The following is a 20,659-nucleotide window of genomic DNA, read 5'->3' on the forward strand; positions in this document are numbered from 1 at the left end:
TTATGTTGTTACGTCAGGAAGTAGAACGTAGAAAACTAGCAATTATTCGTAAATTATTGGGATTGGGATTATCAGAAATTAACGGACAAACATTAGATCAACTAACGTTAACGCAGCTTGAAGGAATTTTATTTGTGAGCTTACAGGTATTGGAGGAAAAAAAACAATGCCAAAGCAATTAACAATTTTTGACGTGGAACCAGTTGTATCATTTGATCCTGAGAAGGCTCACATTCACCGTTTGAATTCAAAATTACGGTATGCAGATGTGGTTGTGCAAATACCACGCCAAGCAAAGGCGATTGACGAATTAAAACCAGCGACAGCGCCAGATGATCGTTACGAATTATTTGAGGATTATACAATTGGGATTTGGCGTTATAAGCGAGTGGAGGATAAACAGTTTGATTGGGAAGAAGCTGAAGAGATATGTAAGCGAGCAAGGGATAGCAAAGAGCCGATTCCAATACGGCTGCATTTATCACTTGAACAATCATTTGTTCCAGAAAATGTTGTGCGATATTTGTAGTCAAACAAAAAAGCCGAGATTGCTCCCGACATAATTATTCGACAAAGTAATTATAACATAACTAGGAGTGGTCATGGTGGCAGTTATCACTGAAAATGTTGCAAAAATGAAAGCTGAAATTTCTTTAGTAGGAAATATGATTTACGTTGTGAAAGATGGACAGGTTTATTCGATTGAACCACCAGATACTGGGCATGGTGAGCAATCTTTTGTATATAAATCTGGGAAAGTAATTCGTATAGATGAGCGGAAAACGCAGTTAATTTAATACATTATTAAGCTTCGCCACAAGTGGCGAAATATAATCACAATAACATTCTTTCCTAACGAATTGGGAAAGGGTGATATATAATTTGAATTTTATAGAAAAGGAGATGTGAAATGTGAAGGGGGTAAAAAATTAAATATGTTGGAGAAAAAGTGGGAATTACTGTAGTTAGAAGAAACGTTAGAGAATATTAAAGGTCTAATTCCTTAGAAATTTCACTTTATGTAAATTAGATCAAGATTTTGATAAATACAAATCATGATTCGATTTGTATTAGAAGCATTTTTACAGGTAGTAGGGAGTTATTTATTTTATATAGAAATGCAGGTATATAAAAAGTCTAATTGATGAGAAGTATAAATATCAATAATAAAAAGGACGAGGTGTTGTGCCTCATCCTTCCTTGATAAGTGTTATCGATAATATGATTTTAAAGCGATTTAAGAAAAATCATAGTTTGAGATAAAATTGAATTCTTTAGTTATTGTACTTATACTAAATGTTTCAGAGTTTGAGGTAAAGAAAGCATAATTGTAGTAATCTAAACCATTAGCTCCTTTATATTTTACACCATCAAATCCAATCTCAATACAGCAAATTGCAATAAAGTTAGTAATTAAATATCCTTTTCTAACATTTGTGCTTTCTTCGCTTTCTGATGATAAAAAGCCTTCGAATCCATTGAATATTTCATCAATATCTAATAAATTCAGGACCTTACAATTAGTAAAAGTAGCTACATCTGTAACTTCGTTTTTCTTGGGTTCTATTTCATATGGAATACCCTTTATATCATCCGTACAATATAATACTGAAATGCCTACTGGGTTATATCTACCATGTGAGGTTTCGCCTTTTGGAGGATTCCACATTGCATCAGAAGTGTAATTCTTCTTATCTTTACCTCTATTTCGACCTCGAAATAACTCCACGCCAATTTGTAATTTAAAATAGTCTTTTTGTAAATAAATGTTTTCCAGTGTTTTATATAGTTCTCTACCAAGGGCGTGCTTATAAGCTAATAGGGGCTTTTCAAACAAATAATCCCTGAATTCTGAGAATTTTGATGCGTCAATATCAATATTATATTTCTTGGCAATTTCAATAAAGGCTTGTTCATCAAATCCCCAAAAGGAATCAATTTCTTCACTTGTATATACTTTATCCAGCAGCTCGAAATTCCCATTGTCTGGATCTCTTGGATCACGACCTGTTCCATAATTACATTTTGGACAAACTAAGCTCTCTAATACTAAATCAAAATATTTTTCTGTAACACCATTTTCAGTTAAAAAATCATATAAATCTTCACCTGCATTATTGATATGGCTAATATCCTCTTTCTCGGCAACATAAAGTAAAGTTTCTATTTCTTGCCCTGTAGAACAATGAGAACAGTAATCGAATTTTTCAGAAAGAAGTTCTCCTATTTTTTCCGAAACTATTCTTATTATCTCTTCCTTCTCCGTTGCACAATTAATATAGAATTCAGTTGGGGACAATTCATCGCCACAATCTTCACAATAGTATTCACCTTCTTCCGCATATCCAACAATATAGACAGGAGGAGTTTCGTTTAATTCATCTATATCTAAATTTATTATTTCTAATCCTTCGTCTAAACCACAACATCTTGAACAAATTACTTCATTCATAGTTTTCACCTCTTCTTATAAATTTTTTGACGTTCATAAATTCTTAAAATAAAAAATGTTTTACTTTGTCTTCTTTAAGTCCACACTGCAACTAGTCTAGAATAAATATATATAATCACCAGTGTTTACATGTTTAACCATCGTTATATACCGGAATTCTTATTATATAACGAAAAAATAGATTAAGATGAGTATTTTACAAAAAATCCTTTGATTTAGAAGTTGTATTTTAAAGTACGAAAGAAATAATGAAGATTTAAAGAAGAAATGATAATATTATTACTAGAACATAGTTGTACCAAAACTCTATTTTCTACAAAGGGGATGAAATAATGAAAAAATTAACCGACATCATTTCATTAAAACATATTGAGGATGTAGAAAATCCAAAATTTCAATATAGTATTTGTATTCACACTAAGAGAGATATTCAACTTAATCAGCAACTGAATTCTCTTGAATCTAAACAAGAAGAAACGATTCAGCATGAACTAGTTAAATTTATTGAAAATCCAATTAATGGGGAAGAATTTCTTATAGTAGGTAAAGAAGCTATTAAGGTCGAAGAAATAATATATATAAAAGTAGATTCATATACATACATCGGATTTTGATCGGATAAATGATTTATAATTTATATAATCTTGTAAAAGGCGAAAAAACGTAAGAAAATGATATAATAATAGCAATTAAACATTTAGTCTTACTGGAAGAACCAGCGGACATCGAACTATAAAGAGCATTAGTGATATTGCTCTGTAGTTTGGTGTCCGCTTTTTTGTTTTTTTAACAAAATAGATAAGGGGTGTTTTTATATATGACGCAATTAACTTTCCTACCTAAAATTGATCGCAAAGCAACACAGGCTCGTTTGGAAGAGATTCTTGAAAATGTTCGTATTTATAGAAAATTTGGGATGATTAGAAATGAGATGAAGGTTACAGCCTCTTGTGAGGCAAGATATCACGGTCCAACAAACATAGTAGGAAAGCCAGCTGAAGATGTTGCTTTAGCAAATGTTGCAATGAGTGAAAGAGAATTAAAATTACAACGTTTATCTTTTCAAATTGATAAAGCGTTAAGTCGATTTAGTAAAAATCAACGAGACATCATTGTAAAACGCTATTTGGAAGATGAGGAAGTCTTTGATTATATGGTTTATAACGATATTGGTATGAGTGAACGTACATATAGAAGAAATAAATCTAATGCTTTTTATAAACTAGCTTTCGCTCTTAGATTAGAAGTATATGAGACAGAAGAGCAGAATAGGAGGGAGAATCTATGAACTTTGTCCAACCTATTCGTGATCCAGAGCAAATACAACATATTAAAGAATACCTAAAGGAAAACAATGAACGTAATTATATTTTGTTTGTGATGGGAATTAATACAGGGTTGCGTATAAGTGATATTCTAAAGCTTAAAATAGGTGATTTAAAGGGTAGTCATATTTCAATGAGAGAAAAGAAAACGGGTAAACAGAAACGTATTCAATTGACACCAGCATTAAAAAGAGAATTACGTTGGTATATTGACGAAAGAGAAGACAAGGAGTATTTGATTAAAAGTCGTGAGGGCAAGAATAGGCCAATTGGGCGTAGTATGGCTTATAAAATACTTAGAAGCACGGCAGAAAAGTTTGGTTTAGACGAAATAGGAACACATACACTCCGTAAGACATTTGGGTATCATATGTACATGCAGACAAAGAATATAGCCTTGCTAATGGAGATATTTAATCATTCATCGGAACGAGTAACACTAAGATATATAGGTGTTAATCAAGATGCAATGGACAAAGCGATGACTAGATTTAAAATTTAAAGAGCTCAGACTAAAAATCTGAGCTCTTTAAATTTTATTACTTTTCCTGAGGGTGAGGTGGGGTTTGGGAATTGGCCTGATTTAGTTGTTCTAATATTTCTTTTGCACCATCATGCCACCCTTTAAATCTATAAATTCTTCTAGTAACTTTCTGACCAGATCCATGTGCACCTAAATTCATTCCGACATCAGTAGTCTGAACACCAACACCACCAGAACGATTCCCTTCATAAAATTCTTCAATCTCTACTTCCTCAGCTGTACTGATACGTTGAGCAATAGCTAGTTCTTGGGACACACGGGCTTGAGATTCAGACATTTGGTTTACGTATTCTTGTTTAAGAGATTCTTCTTTCAATTGTTCGATAGTTCCATTTTCTTGTAAATTATTAGTTTTATTGACTAATGCTTGGGTACTTTTTTCTATAAGCATACCTGTTGGATTTAAAGCAAAGCGTAATGCATCAGAAATGATTGATTCTATCAATACTATTCAGCTCCTTATGTTGCTCAATTTGATAAATATTATAAATATTTTAACATCATTTTCAAAAATTGTAAGTCTATTACCTAGCGTATGCCAAATTCCTTGTTGAAGTTATACATAATTTTAGTGTGGTGTAATTCGAAATAAAATATCTTATAAACTTAGGAATGCCAAGAGTTATAGCATTTGGCTTAGTTACACAAAATATAAGATATGGGTAAGTGAGAAAGATATTTGTATGTTGAGATATATAATAAATGGTAATATTGAAATGTTGGTTTGAAGATAATATATTGATAGGAGGATAGTTATTATGTGGGCGCAATTATGGAGTTACCTTGTAAAAAATGGGCCATTGTTAGCTTTTACTGGAACTATGATCACACTGCTAGTGAATCAATTTATGGCAAATAAAGATAAGAAAAAGAGTTTGAGAGCATTTATAACTACAGACTTAATATCGGGAAATTTCGCACTGGATGGTTATCATTATAAGAAAGGTTCAAAGTTATTTATTACTAAGAACTACGAAGAAATCCGTTCTATATATGATAAACTTCCAACTTCTAAAAAAGCATTAAATGAAATTCCATGTGCATTTTTAAAAATAAAAAACATAACGTCAAATCACTGTTTTGGACCTATAGTAGAAGTGCGCGTAGTATCCGAAAGTAAAGAAATTCAAAGTATGAAATTTGATATCTACATGTTACAAGCAGATGAAGAGGTATATATCCCGTTGATTTCCAGTGATACCGTAGACTTTTTCACAGAGACCATCAAAGTTACATATAACACATTAGCTAATGAAGTTATGACATATGAGAGCAAAACAATTAGGGAAGATGGGGAAGCGGAAAAAATCATAGAAAGTGTCTATGTAAAAAGGCGGTTTAGAAATAAGACAGTTATTACTAGCTTAGGTTCAAACACGAAAAGTAAAGTCCTAAATTAAAGTGAAATGAAAATGGTTGCAAATTGGATGAATAGTTGTTTCTTGTTTTCACATTCAATTGCAATTCACGTTGTGTAAACGGAGAAGGGCTTTTGCTCTTTTTCCATTTACTTAATATTGTTGATGCAGATATAGCATCATTAGGTGACTGGAAGAAGGATAAAACTTCACGTACCGTAATTGAATTGCAAATTTTATGGATAAGGAGTAGATTGAATGGCAATCACGAGTGCTGTAATTACATCAATAATTACCTTTGCAATCCTACATTTATTTATCGAGCCACGGAAAGAAAAGAAAAGGAAGAGAGAAGAAAAACTTAAAAATCTTTATGCTCCGTTATATACAATGACTTTAGCTAAGCTAGTAGATATTCCATCAGATCGTAGAATGGAAGATATTAGATTCTGTATTAAGATAGAATCTGGGTATCTGTCTACTGAAGAATATATACAATTTATAATGAAAAACTCACGTTATGCGAGCAGTGAACTTTTATTAGAAGTACATAAACTAGTTGAAAAATTGGCATATAAAAGAAATAAACTTAATCCATTTGATGTTAGTCCGTATGTATATGTAGATGATCTAACGATGTTAGTAGTTAAAGAATATAACCAATTAAAAAAACAGATGAATGAAAAATATGATGAAGATGAATTAAATACAGGGACTCCTAGTCTTTTAAAAGAGATAGCTATGAGTATGGAATAAAATAAGTGGCAGAGTCGTGACCGCTTTTTGGCAGGAAATGTGCCGGCTGTTTTGGAATCATCGTGATATATTTGTATTGTGAGAAGTGGCGGAAAACACAACTCATAAAGATTCCTTTATAATCTATATGTTGTCTAAACGGTTTCATAATGACGGCACATAAAATCCGAAACCAGCAGATGGTAATGATTGAATGATACCGTTATTAAGGAGAGCTTTTGCTCTTCTTCCAGTTACTTATTATTGTTGGCACAGATGAATGTAGCGACATTAAGTGATTGGAAGAAGAATAAAACTTCATTTACCGTAAATAAAATACAAATCAATAATTGATATAAAAGCATCCATTCGGCTGCTTTTTATTTTACAAAGAAAAAAGCCATGGAGATGGCTATATGATTTTCTTTATACCACATTGACGATATTCTCTTAAGAAGATGAAATCTTTAACGGAACTTTTGAATGCGGTATTGTCACAATTATCACAGCGACCGCTAATTTTATCAGGGAACTCTTTGTTTTCCATTCGTTTCACATACATATCAATCTGATTTATACAGCTTAATCATAATAACATGAAGTGTTCGCATAGTAGATGCTTTTTATTATATAGGTGATGTTTTGAACGGTTTTATAAATTTGTATAAAAAAATTTATAGATAAAAATTTCAAATTGTCGCATAATGTATTTTGGAGGCGATAACTTATGGAGAATAAAAGGTGGAGTAATAGAGATTGGGCTTGGGTAGTAGGGATTTTATCTGGCATCATTATCTTAATTTTAACTATTAGATTAGGAGATAATCAGGATGTAATAAATCTATTTTCATTTATTTCTAGTTCAGTTTCTATAGCACTTGCTGGTGTAGCAATATTTATTGCTCTTAAACAGGACAGTGATAATAAACAAGTAAATGACCGTTTGGTAGATTTATTAAATAATATACAAATAGATGTGAAAAGTGTAGACGCAAAATTAGATCCTTCAATAGTAAATAGCGTTGGTGAAGAAACGGCACAAGTATATAGTGAAGAGATTGAGAAAAAAGATACATATACAAAAGATGAAGTTGATAAAATTATTAATAGAGTGAGTAAAGATATAACTTTAAATATTGGTGAAATCCTAACTCAAGAAAAAAACAAAGAAAATTCCCAAAAAATATATTGGGGTAAAAGGGGAAATATTTTAGAGAGTGAAATAGAACGGGAAAAAGAACAGAAAAGAGTGCGCGAGGAAGTTTTCCAAATTATAAGAGATAATCAGGAAAAGAATCTTGAGGAGATAAGAACAATAATACAAAGTGAAACAGGAAGAAGATATTCGTTATCTACTATTAATAGTTACAGAAACAGAATTGTGCACGGTGTAGTTAAATAAATATTTAAAATTAAGCGCTCAAATTAACTGAGCGCTTTTTATTTTGGAGGGATGAAGGATGGATCTAACTAAATTAAACAAACAAGAACAAGCGGCTGTGATCGGAACATTCATTGCAATGTTAGGGCAGGATCTTGTAAACGAACGTATTGATAAAAAGAAATTAGAAAGTGCAATCCCAATATTTAATGAGTTGGAAGATAATACAACACCAAAGCAAAAGAGAGAAGCGATGAATAGTTTGCTAGATAAAACAATGGATGGATTCTTAAAGAGTAAGGAGTGAGGATAGATGTGTGATCATAAGTACCAAGTGTTAGATAATGGGACTACTACTTTCTATTCTGATGCGAATCGTTATGGTGTAGATGTATCCGTTACTTTCTACTGTGAGAAGTGCCTTGATATTCAACATCGAGAGAAGCGGATTGATACAGGTGTGGTTGAGGTAAAGGATAGTGAATGAATATAAAACCAAACAACAGAAGCGCAAATTCTATGACAGTGGTGAGTGGAAGTGTATACGCGAGCAAGTAAAGAAGCGTGACAACTATGAATGCCAAGAGTGTAAACGAAACGGTCGCGTTCAAACAGACACGAATGAATACAGTGAGCGTGCGAAGCGTAAGAAGATTCTACTCGTTGTCCATCATATAAAAGAACTCGAACATCATCCAGAACTTGCATTACAAAAAGATAATCTCGAAACAGTATGTGTGGATTGCCATAATAAAGAACACGGTAGAACATTCAAAAAGAAAATCAACAAATGGGAAAATGATGAAAAGTGGTAAAAATGAATCGGCAATAATAATCCCCCCCTTAAAATATTTCATCAAAAATTGCTCTAAGGGGCACCGGAGGAGGGGGTTAACTGTCAGATTTTTTTCGATTTTACGCACGTAAGGGGGGGTGGGTAGATGGCTGTTAGTATTGTGAGGTTAAAAGAACAGCTCATGAATAGTATTGATATCACAGATTTAGTCGAAGTTGAAAAAGTAGAAAGATACATTGATCTAGTCAAAGCATTTAGAAAAATAAATAAGACCATTAATAAAGAAGGTGAATCTGTAACAGTAAAAAATGGTTCTCAAGTTTTTGTTAAAGCCCACCCTCTTATAAGTGAGAGGAATAAAATTAATAGTTCTTTAATTGCTTTAGGAAGAGATATAAAATTCGTTCCTAAAGTTGGTGCTTCTAATACGGGATACAGTCCAAGTGATTTAATATGATTAGGCAAAAGCATGTAGATGAATATATTGAGCTTTATAGAAGTGGAAAAATAAAGTTCAACAAAGAAAGAGAACTGTTAATTGACTATCTAGAAAAATATGTTTTGAACAGAGACGATTTGTATTTTGATGATGAAATGATAGAGAAGTGTATCCGCTTTGGAGAGAAATGGTACTTCCCGTTACAATCATTTCAGAAATTCTTAATAGCATTCGTTTTTTTGTTTTATAAGAAAAATGGCCGCGTGTTTTACCGGAAATTTTTGTGGATGCTAGGACGTGGTGGCGGTAAAAACGGATTAATATCAGTCATCATTCATTTTTTAATTAGTGAAATGCATGGTATTACGGAGTATAACATTTCCGTTGTTGCAAACAGTGAAGAGCAGGCGAAAACCAGTCCAGATGAAGTTCATAAATGCGTCAAACGAAATGAAATATTGCAACGAGCATTTAAAACCACATTAACTCAAACTGTCTCTAAAGCTACAGGAAGTATATTGAAGTTTAGAACGTCTAATGGAGATACAAAAGATGGTTTGCGTGATGGCGCGGTTGTATTTGATGAAATACATCAATATGAAAGCAATAAAGATGTTCGAGTCCACATTAGTGGTTTAGGGAAAAAGAAAAACCCACGCGAATTTTACATTGGTACAGACGGGTATGTACGAGACGGATTTCTAGATAAGCAAAAAGAAAAAGCAATGAAAGTTTTAAATGGTGAAGCCCGTCCAAATGCTATCTTTCCGTTCATTTGTAAATTAAATGATGAAAAAGAAGTCGATGATATCGATAATTGGGAAATGGCGAATCCAATGTTATCTCATCCTTTAAGTGAGTATGCTGAGGGATTACTTGAAACGATAAAAGAAGAATACGAGGATTTAGAGGATGATCCAAGCAACCGAGAGGAGTTCATGACAAAACGAATGAACTTGCCGGTTACAAATTTGGAGCGATCTGTTGCGAAATGGTCAGAAATTCTTGCTACAAATCGTCCATTTCCTGATTTATATGCTCAAGAATGCATAGGGGCATTAGACTTTGCAAGTATTCGAGACTTTGCAGCATGTGGTCTTTTATTTAGACAAAATGGTGAATACATTTTTAAAACTCATTCCTTTGTTCGAAAAGAATTTGTTGATATCTATTACGGATATTCTAAAAAAGCAGGTGAATTTAAAAAGCAGAAATTTGCTCCTATAAAAGAGTGGGAAGAGCAAGGTTTACTAACAGTTGTGGATGAACCAACTATTAATCCTCAACACATTGTTGATTGGTTTGTAGAAATGCGAGAACAATATGGAATTAAAAAGATTATAGCTGATAACTTCAGAATGGAAGCAATAAGGCCATTATTAGTAGCAGAGGGGTTTGAAATAGAAGTTATACGAAACCCAAAAGCAATTCATAGTTTATTAGCTCCACGTATTGAAATGGCATTTGCAAATAAACAAATTGTTTTTGATGATAATCCGCTAATGCGTTGGTATACGCAAAATGTGTTGGTTGTTATCAAAGGTGATGGAAATAAAATATATGAAAAGAAAGAACCTGTACGTAGAAAAACAGATGGGTTTCAGTGTTTTGTTCATGCTCTTTATCGTGCGGATGAGATACAAGAAGCAACTGATTTTGTTATAGGTAACATTAAATTCTAATAAAGGGGGGTGATAACCATTGGATGGTTAGGTTCAGTATTTAAAAGAAATAAAGAACTAGAATTTATGCTAGATCTGGATTTGATTGCTGATACAGCAAACAGGCTTCACATGAAACGATTAGCACTTGATACATGCGTATCTTTTCTAGGAAGAACGATTAGTCAATCTGAATTCAGGGTAAGAAACGGTAAAACATTTGAGAAGAATGAGCTTTATTATCGCCTAAATATTAGACCGAATAAGAATATGACGGCCAGCACCTTCTGGGAAAGATTTATCCGTAAACTCATTTATGATAATGAGTGTTTAGTTGTACAGGCGGATGATGGTGATTTGCTTATTGCTGATGGATTTCAGCATAACGAATATGCTGTATATGAAGATACTTTTACAGATGTAACAGTAAAAGATTACACGTTTAAGCGAAGTTTTAAACAAAGCGAAGTAATTCATTTAAAGTATCGAAATGATAAATTATCTCCACTTATTGATGGTTTATTTGCAGATTACGGTGATTTATTTGGTAGGATATTAAACTCACAGAAGCGTAAAAATCAAGTTCGTGGCACAGTTGATATGGATATGATTGGTGCTAAAACAGAAGAACAAATAGCGAAGTTACAAGAGTTTATAGACAACATGTATAAGTCGATTGGCTCAAAAGATATAGCTATTGTTCCACAACAAAAGGGTATTAATTATAACGAGATATACAACGGTGTTGCGAATGGTCCAAGTGTGGAAGAAATCAATAAAGTAACAAATGGTTTCTTAAATCAAGTAGCTATGGCAATTGGTATTCCAACAGCTTTGATATATGGGGAAATGGCTGATGTAGAAAAGCAAACGAAAAATTATATGCTTTTTACAGTACGGCCATTATTAAAAAAGCTATCTGATGAAGCGAACGTTAAATTCTTTGAGATGAGTGAATATCTTTTGGGGCAAAGAATTGAGGTTAAGGCTGTTTCCTATCAAAGTATATTTGATCTTGCGACAAGTATTGATAAACTCATTTCTTCAAGTGCATTTACAGGAAATGAGATTCGATCAGAAGTAGATTATGAAGATTCTGATGATCCAAACCTAAATATCCACCATATTACGAAGAACTATACAAAATTAAATGAATCTGAAGGAGGGGAGAAAGAAAATGACGGTGAAAATTGACGTGAAAGGACCAATTATTTCTAATGATGAAGCTTGGATTTATGATTGGTTTGAAATGGATGCTACAAGCCCAGGTAAGATTTCAAAAGAACTTGAAAATGCAAATGGCGAGGAATTAGTTGTATCAATAAATAGTCCTGGTGGTTATGTAAATGAAGGTTCAGAGATTTACACGGCATTAAAAAATTATCCTGGTCATGTAGAAGTTCAAATTGTTGGTTTAGCAGCAAGTGCAGCATCATTTATTGCAATGGCTGCCGATAAAGTCCGCATTTCTCCAACAGCACAAATCATGATTCACAATGCTTCTATGTGGAATGGTGGTGATCATCGTGACATGGAAAAGGCGGCTGAGATGTTAAAAATAACAGATCGAGCAATTGTAAACGCCTATGTCATTAAAAGTGGTAAATCAGAAGAAGAACTACTTAATATGATGGCTGAAGAAACTTGGATGGGTCCACAACAAGCATTAGAAAATAATTTTGTAGATGAAATCATGTTCATGGAGAATCCAGTTAAAATGACAGCTTCAAGTGCCACTTATACTATGATCCCGCAGAAAGTAATTGATGGTTTTAGAAATGGAACAATGGGCAAAGGTCAAAGAATTACAAAAGAAGATTTAAATACAGCATTATCAGGGTTAAAAAGCGAAATCCTGAATGATTTACAAACGAATACAAATCCAAAAGAGCTTATTCCAGAACCTGTTAATACAAAACAGAATCTGAGTAAGCTCTTTTTAACTTTAGGAGGAAATTAAAATATGGTTATTAAATTCAATAACTTTGAAGAGAAGAAATTAGCTTTTGCGAAAGCAACACAGGAAGGTACAACAGAAGAACAATCGGCAGCATTAAATTCTATGATTGAAGCCCTTGCTATAGATGTTCGCTCGGATATTTTGAATCAGGTAAATGAATCAATGGTAGATCGTTCTATTATGCAATCTCGCGGCGCTAATGTATTAACAAGCGAGGAAATGAAGTTCTTTAATGCAGTTGTGGAAGAAGGTGGCTTTAAGTCTACTGAAACTTTACCTAAAACAACTCAAGAACGAATCTTTGATGATTTAGTTGAAGATCATCCTTTCTTACAACATATTGGTTTAGAAAATTTAGGGGCTGTAACAGAATTTATTTACGGAGATCCAGAAGGCGCAGCAGTATGGGGACCATTATTTGATGGTATTAAAGGTCAATTAAATGCTACATTCCGTAAAGATAGCATTTCACAACTTAAATTAACGGCATTTATTCCATTAGCAAACGACATGTTGAAACTTGGGCCTGTATGGGTCGAACGTTATATTCGTACAATGATTACAGAAGCAATGAAAGTAGGTTTAGAACGTGGATTTGTAGCTGGTACAGGTAAAAATGAACCTATTGGGTTATTAAAAGATCCAAGCGGAAGTGTTGTAAATGGAGTATATCCAGATAAAAAGCCAGTAGGCACTTTAACGTTTGAACCAGGTCGTAAAACAATCAATGAATTAAAAGGTGTTGTTAAACTACTAGCTAAAAAATTAAATGCTGATGGTTCGGATGCAGATCGACCAAAAAATATTGCTGGTAAAGTAGTTATGGTAACTAATCCGTTTGATACTTTTGATATTCAAGCGAACGCAACAATTCAAAATGCAGCTGGAGTATATGTAACTAGCTTGCCATTTAATCCGATCCTTACAGAATCGGTGTTTGTACCTCAAGGGAAAGTATTATTCTTTGTTAAGGGTCAATATGTTGCAGCGATGGGTGGAACAGAGCCAATCAAAAAATATGAAGAAACACTGGCTTTAGAAGATGCAACAGTTTATATTGCTAAACAATATGCTACAGGTAAACCGAAAGATAAATACACTTCACAAGTTTATACATTGAAACTTGAAGAAGTAACGCCACCGACACAAGGATGATGTGAATGGATACAGTAATTTCAAATGAAATATTACAGCAATTCAAAGATAGGATGCGGTTAGGCGATGATGAAGATGATAACCTAAGACGCATCCTATTTGCATCCAATAAAGATTTGATCAGGGTTTGTGGCGATTATGATATAAACAATGACGAGGTGTTCAAGGAGTTAGTCTTTGAACGCTCTCGTTATGTTTATAACGATGCTTTAGAGTATTTTGACAAGAATTTTTTAAGTCAGATTAATAGTTTAAGTATCGAAAAAGCTTTAGAAGAAATCAAACTGGACGGTGATTAAAATGCGTCCTTTTCAATACAAAAAGCCATTAAATACAGGTGATTTTAGGAATCGAATTATCATTGAACAACCTGAAGTAATAAAAGATGAATTGAATCAAGAAGTTGAAACAGATAATTGGAAGGAAGTAAAAAAAGCATGGGCGATGATAAAAACAGTAAAAGGTTCGGAGTACATTGAGGCTTCGGCTTCACAGGCTACTTTGGTGTATCGTTTTATAATTCCTTATACAACAGGTATCACAGAATTAATGCGAATCAATATGAAGGGTCGTATATTTGATATTATCGAACCGCCAATGAATGATGATGAAATGTATCAAACATTGACCATTATCGCAAAGGAGCATGTTTAGTATGAATGATTTTGCGAGTGATCTTGCTAGGGAATTACAAAGATATGCGAATGTTGTGGAAGAAGAATTAGAAAATGAAATCGATGAAATAGGAGATATTGCTGTAGGTAAATTAAAGCAAAATAGTCCTAAAAAAACAGGTGCTTATCGTAAAGGTTGGCGCAAGAAAAAAGAAGGTAAAGGTGTTGTTCTTCATAATACACAAGGACAACTAACACATCTTTTAGAAAATGGGCATACGAAAGTTGGTGGTGGTCGAGTACCAGCGCAAGTGCATATTCGTCCAGTTGAAGAGTATGTAATTGACGAATTGCCAAGACGTATCGAAAGGACGATTGGGCAATGAAATTAGGTGAATTAACAAAAATTCTTGAAGCTACAGGTTATCCTGTGGCTTATTCGCATTTCACAGCAACGCCAACTAATCCTGTTCCGGCACCACCTTATATTTGTTTTCTTGTGGACGGTTCAGCCAATCTCATGGCTGATAACAAGGTTTATCACAAGATAAATGATTTAAATATTGAACTTTATACAACTAGAAAAGATTTAGTTGCGGAAGCAAAGTTTGAAAAAGTCCTAGACGATCATGAGATTCCTTATGATTCACCAATTGAGGGGCTTATTGAATCTGAGAAAATGTATCAAAAAATATATGAAACGAGGTTGATGTAAATGAATAAGGAAAACAAAGTGACATTCGGTTTGAAGAATGTACATTATGTGCCAATTGATATTGAAGGGTTTTTAGTGAAGTTTGGTACACCAATTCCACTACCCGGTGGAGTTGAATTAACTTTCGAACCACGCGGTGATTTAATTGAATTCTATGCAGATGACATGCTTTACTATGCAGCAAGTAATAACCAAGGTTATGATGGAACGCTATCCATTGCAACTATTCCGGAACAATTTGCTATCGATGCATTAGGCGAGCAATTAGATGAAACAGACGGTGTATTAAATGAGTTAGCTGATGCTAAAGGAAAATCATTTGCATTACTATTTGAATTCGATGGCGATGTGAACGCGACTCGTCATGTTATGTATAACTGTTCAGCAAGTCGTCCTACGATTGCATCTAAAACAAAAACAAATTCAGCTGAACCAAATACAAATGAACTGAAGTTTGTTTCTAGCCCAATTGTTTTAGCACCAGGAGGAAGACCGATGGTTAAAACGAAAACGACTGCTAAAACAACACAAGCAATTTATAACGACTGGTACAAAAAAGTATATGTAAAAACACCAGCAGCACCAAAAGGAGCGTAAGTAAATGGAAAAAACAATTGTTGTAGATGGTAAAGATGTTCGTTTGAAAAGCACAGGAGGAACACCAGTCCGATTTAAAGCGCAATTCGGAAAAGATTATTTCGCGCAACTTCTCAAGTTAGCGCCGCTTGGTAAAATCGATATGGAAAATTTAGATCCAAGTAAGTTAGATAGTGTAGATTTTGAGGTGTTTTATAATCTGGTTTGGACTATGGCGAAAACGGCTGATCCAAAAATACCAGAGCCGATGGTGTGGTTAGATTCATTTGATGAATTTCCAATCATTGAAATCTTAGAAGATATTCAAGATATGATAGCTTCCACGATTCAATCTAAAAAAAAGTTGTAGATAGCAATAATAATAGTCAACAAGGAGCGAATCAGGGTGATGTATTCACCACTGAGACGTTCCTTGTTTTGTGTTATAAGTGCAAACTTACAAAAGCTGATTTAGAGGATATGACTATTGGTATGTGCCTTGATTATATCGATGAATATTTAGAAATGCAGAAGCCACCACAAGAAAAAACGCGTAAAGCAACGCAAAAAGACTTTAACAATTTCTAAAGAAGTGAGGTGAGGAAATGGCAGGAAGAATTAAAGGAATTACTATTTCTATTGATGGAGAAACCACAGGACTTCAAAATGCTTTAAAAGATGTAAATAAACATAGTAATGATTTGACTAAAGAATTAAAAGATGTTGAACGTCTTTTGAAGTTTAACCCAGGTAATGTTGAAGCATTAGCTCAAAAACAACAATTACTCACACAAGCAATTGAAAATACAACACAAAAGCTAGACAAATTGAAAGCAGCGGAGCAACAAGTCCAAGCTCAATTTCAAAATGGAAAGATTTCTGAAGAACAGTATCGTGCATTTAGGCGTGAAATTGAATTTACAGAAGGATCGCTTAATGGTCTAAAAGGCAAACTTGCTGGATTAAAAGCTGAACAGGACAATATAGCAAGTTCGGCAAGACAATTAGAAACCTTATTTAGTGCTACAGGAAAAAGCGTCGATGATTTTGCAGGAGCGTTAGGAAATCGTCTTGTGAATGCAATTAAAAGCGGCACGGCTACAAGTAGACAGTTAGACCAGGCAATTGGTCTTATTGGTCGTGAAGCGTTGGGAGCAGAAGCTGATATTGAAAAGTTACAACGTACGCTTCGTTCTGTGGATGACGGTAATTCAATACAACAAGTTCGAAATGATTTGAGAGACCTTTCACGAGAAGCTGAAAGAGCAGGTAAAAGCTTCAAAGAGTTAGACATCGGTTTAGAGAATATGCTCGGCGGGGCGATGGCAGCTGGTGGTATTTCCGGTGTAATCGAAAAAGCTCTTGATACGTCTAAACTAAAAACAAAAATTGATGTAACTTTTGAAGTCCCTGAGTCATCTAGGAAATCGGTTGAACAAGCAGTTCGTGGGGTTGAAGCATACGGTGTAGATGTGGAAGAAGCTCTTGAAGGAACCCGTAGACAATGGGCCTTAAATAAAAATGTTAGCGATGAAACGAATGCAGCTATTGTAAAAGGCGCTTCAGCAATAGCAACTTCTTATGCTGGTATAGATTTTACGGAATTAATCCAAGAGACAAATGAAGTTGGTAGTGAATTAGGGATAACCAACGAAAGTGCTTTAGCTTTAACAAATGCCTTATTAAAAATGGGATTTCCACCGGAGCAATTAGATATTATTGCTGAATACGGTGGCCAACTAACAAGAGCTGGGTATACAGCTGAGGAAGTACAGGCTATTATGGCAGCTGGCGTTGATACAGGTACCTGGAATATTGACAACCTATTGGATAAAAAATTGTCCCTATGAGTGGTGACATTCATAGAAAACTCTTTTAATTCAGTGGAACTCTCAAAAGAGACAATACTGAGCGAAGCCTTTAACAAAGGAACGTGCAACGACTAGCTGAAAAGCGTAGGGTGTAAGCTAATGACATCCGAAATGGGGAGCATCTTATATAAAGATGATGATATAGTCTGGTCTGTATAGTGATATATAGAAGTTCATAAGAGAACTGGCAGGATGTTGCGAATCTTGTTGAACATATCGGGTCTAAAAGAAGGGCGTATTAAAGCGGCTGAATTTGGTCAAGGTGTCGATAAAGCTATGAAAGAAGCTCTTGAAGGTACTAATATATCAGCAGATCAATTGCAAAAATGGGGACAATCTGTAGCAAAGGGCGGTAAAGAAGGCTCGGCCGCTATGACTGACATTGCTAAAGCGTTAAATCAGATTGAAGATGAAACGAAGCGAAACGAGATTGGTGTTAAGCTTTTCGGTAGATGATAAATTGTGCCGAAATAAAATCGCGGTATTAAGCAAGGAGGGTGAGATTCCTAACTTGAACCGAAGGCTATGCAAAGTGTAGTCAGGGGCAGAGCATAGAGGGTGAAAAGATATAATCCCTCCACGAGACCGCGACACTTTAACAGTGAAAACGTATGCCGAGCTTGCATTAATATGAAGTGCAAGAAGTAGAGGATAAAAAACCTTTACGATAACAAAATGACAATGTTTGAAGACCAAGGACAAAACATTATAGATACATTGTTAAACGCAAAAGATAAAGTTATTGATTTAAACGTGAGCCAAGAAGAGTTAAATGCAATGATAAAGAAAATGGATGCAAGTCCAGCTATAAAGTTCCAAAAGGCAATGGGCGATTTGAAAATGGCACTTGAGCCACTTTTGGGCGTAGTAGCTAACATTATTGGAGCCTTTGCGAGTTGGATTTCAGCACACCCAGCATTAGCCGCAGCATTAACAACTATTGTTGTCACACTGGGAATATTAATTGGGGCATGCATGGCTTTAGCCCCAGTATTTATAACCTTGTCCAGTATCGCTGGAATTGTAGGTGTAAGTATTGGGGCTGTCGCTGGTCCAGTAGCATTAGTAGTAGGTGGAGTTATAGCCGCCACCGCGGCTATAACCGGATTAATCATTTGGATGCGGCATTTATGGCAGACAAACGAAGGATTTAAGAATAGTATTACTGGCGTGATAAGTGGCATACAAAGTTTCATAGATACACTTGTTTCATTAGGTAAATATTTATTCTGGACAGCTGCAAGTGGAGATCCGTTGAATGTTTGGATTACAAATTTACCAGAAGGTTTTCAAAATGCAGCAAAGATTATAGGATTAGCAGTTAGTAAAATACGTGAAGCGTGTCTTCATCTTTTTGATGCTGTGAAAGCTGTTTTTTCGGGAGACTTTAGCCAGTTAGGTGAAATCTTTAAGATGATTGGTCCTACTATAGCGGGTGCAATTATCGGTGGGCTTCCTGGTGTTCTTGTCTCTGTATCTCGTTATTTACCAGCGATTGCAGAATATTTGAATGCAAACTCCGGAATTATTCTTGAAACCATAACAAATATTTTTACCAATATAGCTAATTTCGTGACAACAGCCTTACCGCAATTTCTTGAAGCTGGATCACAAATGATTTCAAGTCTTGTGAATGGGTTAGTTGTAGCGGCTCCAATCATACTTGAAGCGATAGTTGGGATAATAAATACAATTTCACAAATGATCGCAACTTATCTTCCTATGATTGTACAAACTGGAATCCAAATTGTTCAAACCTTAATCTCTGGAATTGTACAAGTCTTACCTACACTTATAGAGACAGGACTTCAATTGATCTTGACCTTAATAAATGGAATTATGCAGATGATTCCACAGTTGATCCCAATTGCAGTAACAATCATCCAAACAATAATCAATGGAATTATGTCATTTTTACCACAGTTGATTGAAATGGGAATCAATTTATTGGTTTCGTTAATCACTGGAATTACGCAAGCTTTACCAATGATTGCTTTAGCAATTATTACAGTCATTACCACTTTAATTGAAGCGATCACAGCAAATTTACCTATGATTATTGAGGCTGGCGTTAAAGTTTTAACTAGCTTAATTGATGGAATCATAAAAATTCTACCTCAATTAATAGATTTAGCGATAAATCTTATTGCAAAAGTAGCAGATACACTGATTACGAATCTACCTAAAATAATCGATGCTGGGGTTAAAATACTGTTAGCTATTATCAATGGTATAGTTCAAGTCTTACCGCAACTTATTAATGCAGCATTAGATTTAATTGTTAAAATAGCATCCACATTAATTGCAAATCTACCAAAGATACTTGAAGCTGGCATCAAAATTTTGCTTATGTTAATCGCAGGTATTGTACAAGTTATACCTCAATTAATAGGGGCAGCGCTTAATTTAATCGTTACTTTAGCAGGAGAATTAATTAGGAATTTACCTAAAATCCTTGAAGCTGGTGTCCAACTAATTTGGGCTTTAATAAAAGGTATTGTAAGTATGGTGGGACAATTAGGTTCTACAATTGTAACAGACATAATACCTAAAATAGTTGATACTCTTAAACAGGTAAACTTATTAAGCATTGGTAAAGATATAATCCAAGGTTTAATTAATGGTATAGGTTCAATGGCTGGTGCGGTTTGGGATAAAGTAGCCTCAATCGGAAGTAGCATTAAAAAAGGATTCACAGACTTCTTTGATATTCATTCGCCTTCACGACTTATGCGCGATGCAGTTGGTAAACAAATTGGCGCTGGTCTTGCGGTTGGTATGGAAAATTCAATTGGAATAATAAACCGCGCATCTCAAGCAATGAGCGAAGCAGCAGTACCAACAGTTAATGTGGGTAATATAGGTGTGCAAGCTAATGGATTATATCAAGCGCAAGGAGTAAACGGTGAATTTGCAGTACCAGGTGGTGGATTAGCAATTGAAGTACCTGTAATTTTAGAAGGGCGAGAAGTTGCACGTGGTACTTATCGATATACAACAGAGTATCAAGATAGAGAAGCAAAAAGAAACTCAGACTTTTAGGTTTGGGTTTCTTTTATTTTATAAAGAAATGAGGT

At 34.4% G+C, this 20,659-nt stretch carries 27 protein-coding genes and 2 pseudogenes; 26 read left to right on the forward strand and 3 right to left on the reverse strand.

Translation table 11 applies throughout. From position 1 onward, the window contains the following. Positions 1-2: 2 nt before the first annotated feature. The 3 genes and pseudogenes from BAU28_RS14225 to BAU28_RS14235 all read left to right on the forward strand — a co-directional run bounded on the left by BAU28_RS14225 (position 3) and on the right by BAU28_RS14235 (position 797). Positions 3-192 (forward strand): annotated as a pseudogene (locus BAU28_RS14225) (hypothetical protein). Beyond that, positions 167-529, forward strand: a complete 363-nt coding sequence (locus BAU28_RS14230; RefSeq protein WP_071718878.1) for a cell division protein SepF — start codon at positions 167-169, stop codon at positions 527-529. Before BAU28_RS14225 ends, BAU28_RS14230 begins: the two are co-directional and overlap by 26 nt. 76 nt (positions 530-605) lie before the next feature. Next, complete coding sequence (locus tag BAU28_RS14235) at positions 606-797, forward strand: DUF3954 domain-containing protein (RefSeq protein ID WP_071718879.1); 192 nt, start codon at positions 606-608, stop codon at positions 795-797. Between the two features lie 440 nt (positions 798-1,237). Here BAU28_RS14235 and BAU28_RS14240 read toward each other — a convergent pair whose 3' ends face one another. Continuing rightward, positions 1,238-2,452 carry an RES domain-containing protein gene (locus BAU28_RS14240; protein ID WP_071718880.1) on the reverse strand — a complete coding sequence of 405 codons (1,215 nt, stop codon included), beginning with the start codon at positions 2,450-2,452 and terminating at the stop codon, positions 1,238-1,240. Positions 2,453-2,784: 332 nt separating this feature from the next. On the opposite strand from BAU28_RS14240, the gene BAU28_RS14245 reads away from it, so the two are divergent. From BAU28_RS14245 to BAU28_RS14255, 3 genes are all read left to right on the forward strand, one after another. Further along, positions 2,785-3,066 (forward strand): hypothetical protein, encoded by a 282-nt coding sequence (locus BAU28_RS14245; RefSeq protein ID WP_071718881.1) that lies wholly within the window; start codon positions 2,785-2,787, stop codon positions 3,064-3,066. A 203-nt stretch (positions 3,067-3,269) separates the two neighbouring features. Further along, positions 3,270-3,740 carry an ArpU family phage packaging/lysis transcriptional regulator gene (locus BAU28_RS14250; RefSeq protein ID WP_071718882.1) on the forward strand — a complete coding sequence of 157 codons (471 nt, stop codon included), beginning with the start codon at positions 3,270-3,272 and terminating at the stop codon, positions 3,738-3,740. Further along, complete coding sequence (locus tag BAU28_RS14255; RefSeq protein WP_071718883.1) at positions 3,737-4,279, forward strand: site-specific integrase; 543 nt, start codon at positions 3,737-3,739, stop codon at positions 4,277-4,279. Before BAU28_RS14250 ends, BAU28_RS14255 begins: the two co-directional genes overlap by 4 nt. Positions 4,280-4,316: 37 nt before the next feature. Here the strand turns inward: BAU28_RS14255 and BAU28_RS14260 are convergent, their stop codons facing one another. Next, positions 4,317-4,766: a hypothetical protein gene (locus tag BAU28_RS14260; protein WP_071718884.1), complete on the reverse strand. Its 450-nt coding sequence runs from the start codon at positions 4,764-4,766 to the stop codon at positions 4,317-4,319. Positions 4,767-5,079: 313 nt separating this feature from the next. Here BAU28_RS14260 and BAU28_RS14265 point away from each other — a divergent pair, with 313 nt between their 5' ends. Both BAU28_RS14265 and BAU28_RS14275 read left to right on the forward strand, forming a co-directional pair. Then, entirely contained in the window at positions 5,080-5,721 is a 642-nt protein-coding gene (locus BAU28_RS14265) for a hypothetical protein (RefSeq protein ID WP_071718885.1), read from the forward strand. A 216-nt stretch (positions 5,722-5,937) separates the two neighbouring features. Then, on the forward strand, positions 5,938-6,435 hold the full coding sequence (locus tag BAU28_RS14275; protein ID WP_131801204.1) for a hypothetical protein: 498 nt from the start codon (positions 5,938-5,940) through the stop codon (positions 6,433-6,435). A 391-nt stretch (positions 6,436-6,826) separates the two neighbouring features. Here the strand turns inward: BAU28_RS14275 and BAU28_RS31570 are convergent, their stop codons facing one another. Beyond that, positions 6,827-6,976, reverse strand: coding sequence for a DUF8096 family protein (locus BAU28_RS31570; RefSeq protein WP_420271227.1), 150 nt, complete (start codon positions 6,974-6,976; stop codon positions 6,827-6,829). 165 nt (positions 6,977-7,141) lie between these two features. On the opposite strand from BAU28_RS31570, the gene BAU28_RS14280 reads away from it, so the two are divergent. The 18 genes and pseudogenes from BAU28_RS14280 to BAU28_RS14360 all read left to right on the forward strand — a co-directional run bounded on the left by BAU28_RS14280 (position 7,142) and on the right by BAU28_RS14360 (position 20,624). Then, a complete protein-coding gene (locus BAU28_RS14280) occupies positions 7,142-7,816 on the forward strand; it encodes a hypothetical protein (protein WP_071718887.1) in 675 nt (224 codons plus the stop codon). 58 nt (positions 7,817-7,874) lie between these two features. Then, entirely contained in the window at positions 7,875-8,102 is a 228-nt protein-coding gene (locus BAU28_RS14285) for a hypothetical protein (protein WP_071718888.1), read from the forward strand. Positions 8,103-8,108: 6 nt separating this feature from the next. After that, the gene (locus tag BAU28_RS30425) at positions 8,109-8,282 is read left to right on the forward strand and encodes a hypothetical protein (RefSeq protein WP_165615164.1); all 174 of its coding nucleotides are present in this window, start codon (positions 8,109-8,111) and stop codon (positions 8,280-8,282) included. Continuing rightward, positions 8,275-8,610 carry an HNH endonuclease gene (locus tag BAU28_RS14290; protein ID WP_071718889.1) on the forward strand — a complete coding sequence of 112 codons (336 nt, stop codon included), beginning with the start codon at positions 8,275-8,277 and terminating at the stop codon, positions 8,608-8,610. The genes BAU28_RS30425 and BAU28_RS14290 overlap by 8 nt, the downstream gene beginning before the upstream one ends. Before the next feature lie 126 nt (positions 8,611-8,736). Beyond that, positions 8,737-9,048, forward strand: a complete 312-nt coding sequence (locus BAU28_RS14295; RefSeq protein WP_000301149.1) for a P27 family phage terminase small subunit — start codon at positions 8,737-8,739, stop codon at positions 9,046-9,048. After that, entirely contained in the window at positions 9,045-10,712 is a 1,668-nt protein-coding gene (locus tag BAU28_RS14300) for a terminase TerL endonuclease subunit (protein WP_071718890.1), read from the forward strand. The genes BAU28_RS14295 and BAU28_RS14300 overlap by 4 nt, the downstream gene beginning before the upstream one ends. 9 nt (positions 10,713-10,721) lie before the next feature. Beyond that, positions 10,722-11,885 (forward strand): phage portal protein, encoded by a 1,164-nt coding sequence (locus tag BAU28_RS14305; RefSeq protein WP_071718891.1) that lies wholly within the window; start codon positions 10,722-10,724, stop codon positions 11,883-11,885. Continuing rightward, positions 11,869-12,651 carry a head maturation protease, ClpP-related gene (locus BAU28_RS14310; RefSeq protein ID WP_071718892.1) on the forward strand — a complete coding sequence of 261 codons (783 nt, stop codon included), beginning with the start codon at positions 11,869-11,871 and terminating at the stop codon, positions 12,649-12,651. Before BAU28_RS14305 ends, BAU28_RS14310 begins: the two co-directional genes overlap by 17 nt. Positions 12,652-12,654: 3 nt before the next feature. After that, positions 12,655-13,806 carry a phage major capsid protein gene (locus tag BAU28_RS14315; RefSeq protein ID WP_071718893.1) on the forward strand — a complete coding sequence of 384 codons (1,152 nt, stop codon included), beginning with the start codon at positions 12,655-12,657 and terminating at the stop codon, positions 13,804-13,806. Positions 13,807-13,811: 5 nt separating this feature from the next. Continuing rightward, positions 13,812-14,105 (forward strand): hypothetical protein, encoded by a 294-nt coding sequence (locus BAU28_RS14320; RefSeq protein WP_071718894.1) that lies wholly within the window; start codon positions 13,812-13,814, stop codon positions 14,103-14,105. A 1-nt stretch (position 14,106) separates the two neighbouring features. Next, the gene (locus BAU28_RS14325; RefSeq protein WP_071718895.1) at positions 14,107-14,460 is read left to right on the forward strand and encodes a phage head closure protein; all 354 of its coding nucleotides are present in this window, start codon (positions 14,107-14,109) and stop codon (positions 14,458-14,460) included. A 1-nt stretch (position 14,461) separates the two neighbouring features. Further along, a complete protein-coding gene (locus tag BAU28_RS14330) occupies positions 14,462-14,806 on the forward strand; it encodes an HK97 gp10 family phage protein (protein WP_071718896.1) in 345 nt (114 codons plus the stop codon). Beyond that, positions 14,803-15,135, forward strand: coding sequence for a hypothetical protein (locus BAU28_RS14335; protein WP_071718897.1), 333 nt, complete (start codon positions 14,803-14,805; stop codon positions 15,133-15,135). Before BAU28_RS14330 ends, BAU28_RS14335 begins: the two co-directional genes overlap by 4 nt. Continuing rightward, positions 15,136-15,732, forward strand: a complete 597-nt coding sequence (locus BAU28_RS14340) for a major tail protein (protein WP_071718898.1) — start codon at positions 15,136-15,138, stop codon at positions 15,730-15,732. 4 nt (positions 15,733-15,736) lie between these two features. Beyond that, positions 15,737-16,081 carry a hypothetical protein gene (locus BAU28_RS14345; RefSeq protein ID WP_071718899.1) on the forward strand — a complete coding sequence of 115 codons (345 nt, stop codon included), beginning with the start codon at positions 15,737-15,739 and terminating at the stop codon, positions 16,079-16,081. 235 nt (positions 16,082-16,316) lie between these two features. Next, positions 16,317-17,543: pseudogene (locus tag BAU28_RS14350) on the forward strand (hypothetical protein); the annotation flags it as partial. 243 nt (positions 17,544-17,786) lie between these two features. Next, complete coding sequence (locus BAU28_RS14355; protein WP_244158112.1) at positions 17,787-18,038, forward strand: hypothetical protein; 252 nt, start codon at positions 17,787-17,789, stop codon at positions 18,036-18,038. 219 nt (positions 18,039-18,257) lie between these two features. Continuing rightward, positions 18,258-20,624: a phage tail family protein gene (locus tag BAU28_RS14360; protein WP_071718902.1), complete on the forward strand. Its 2,367-nt coding sequence runs from the start codon at positions 18,258-18,260 to the stop codon at positions 20,622-20,624. Positions 20,625-20,659 lie beyond the last annotated feature (35 nt).

This window comes from Bacillus paramycoides, assembly GCF_001884235.1.
GTDB lineage: Bacteria > Bacillota > Bacilli > Bacillales > Bacillaceae_G > Bacillus_A > Bacillus_A paramycoides.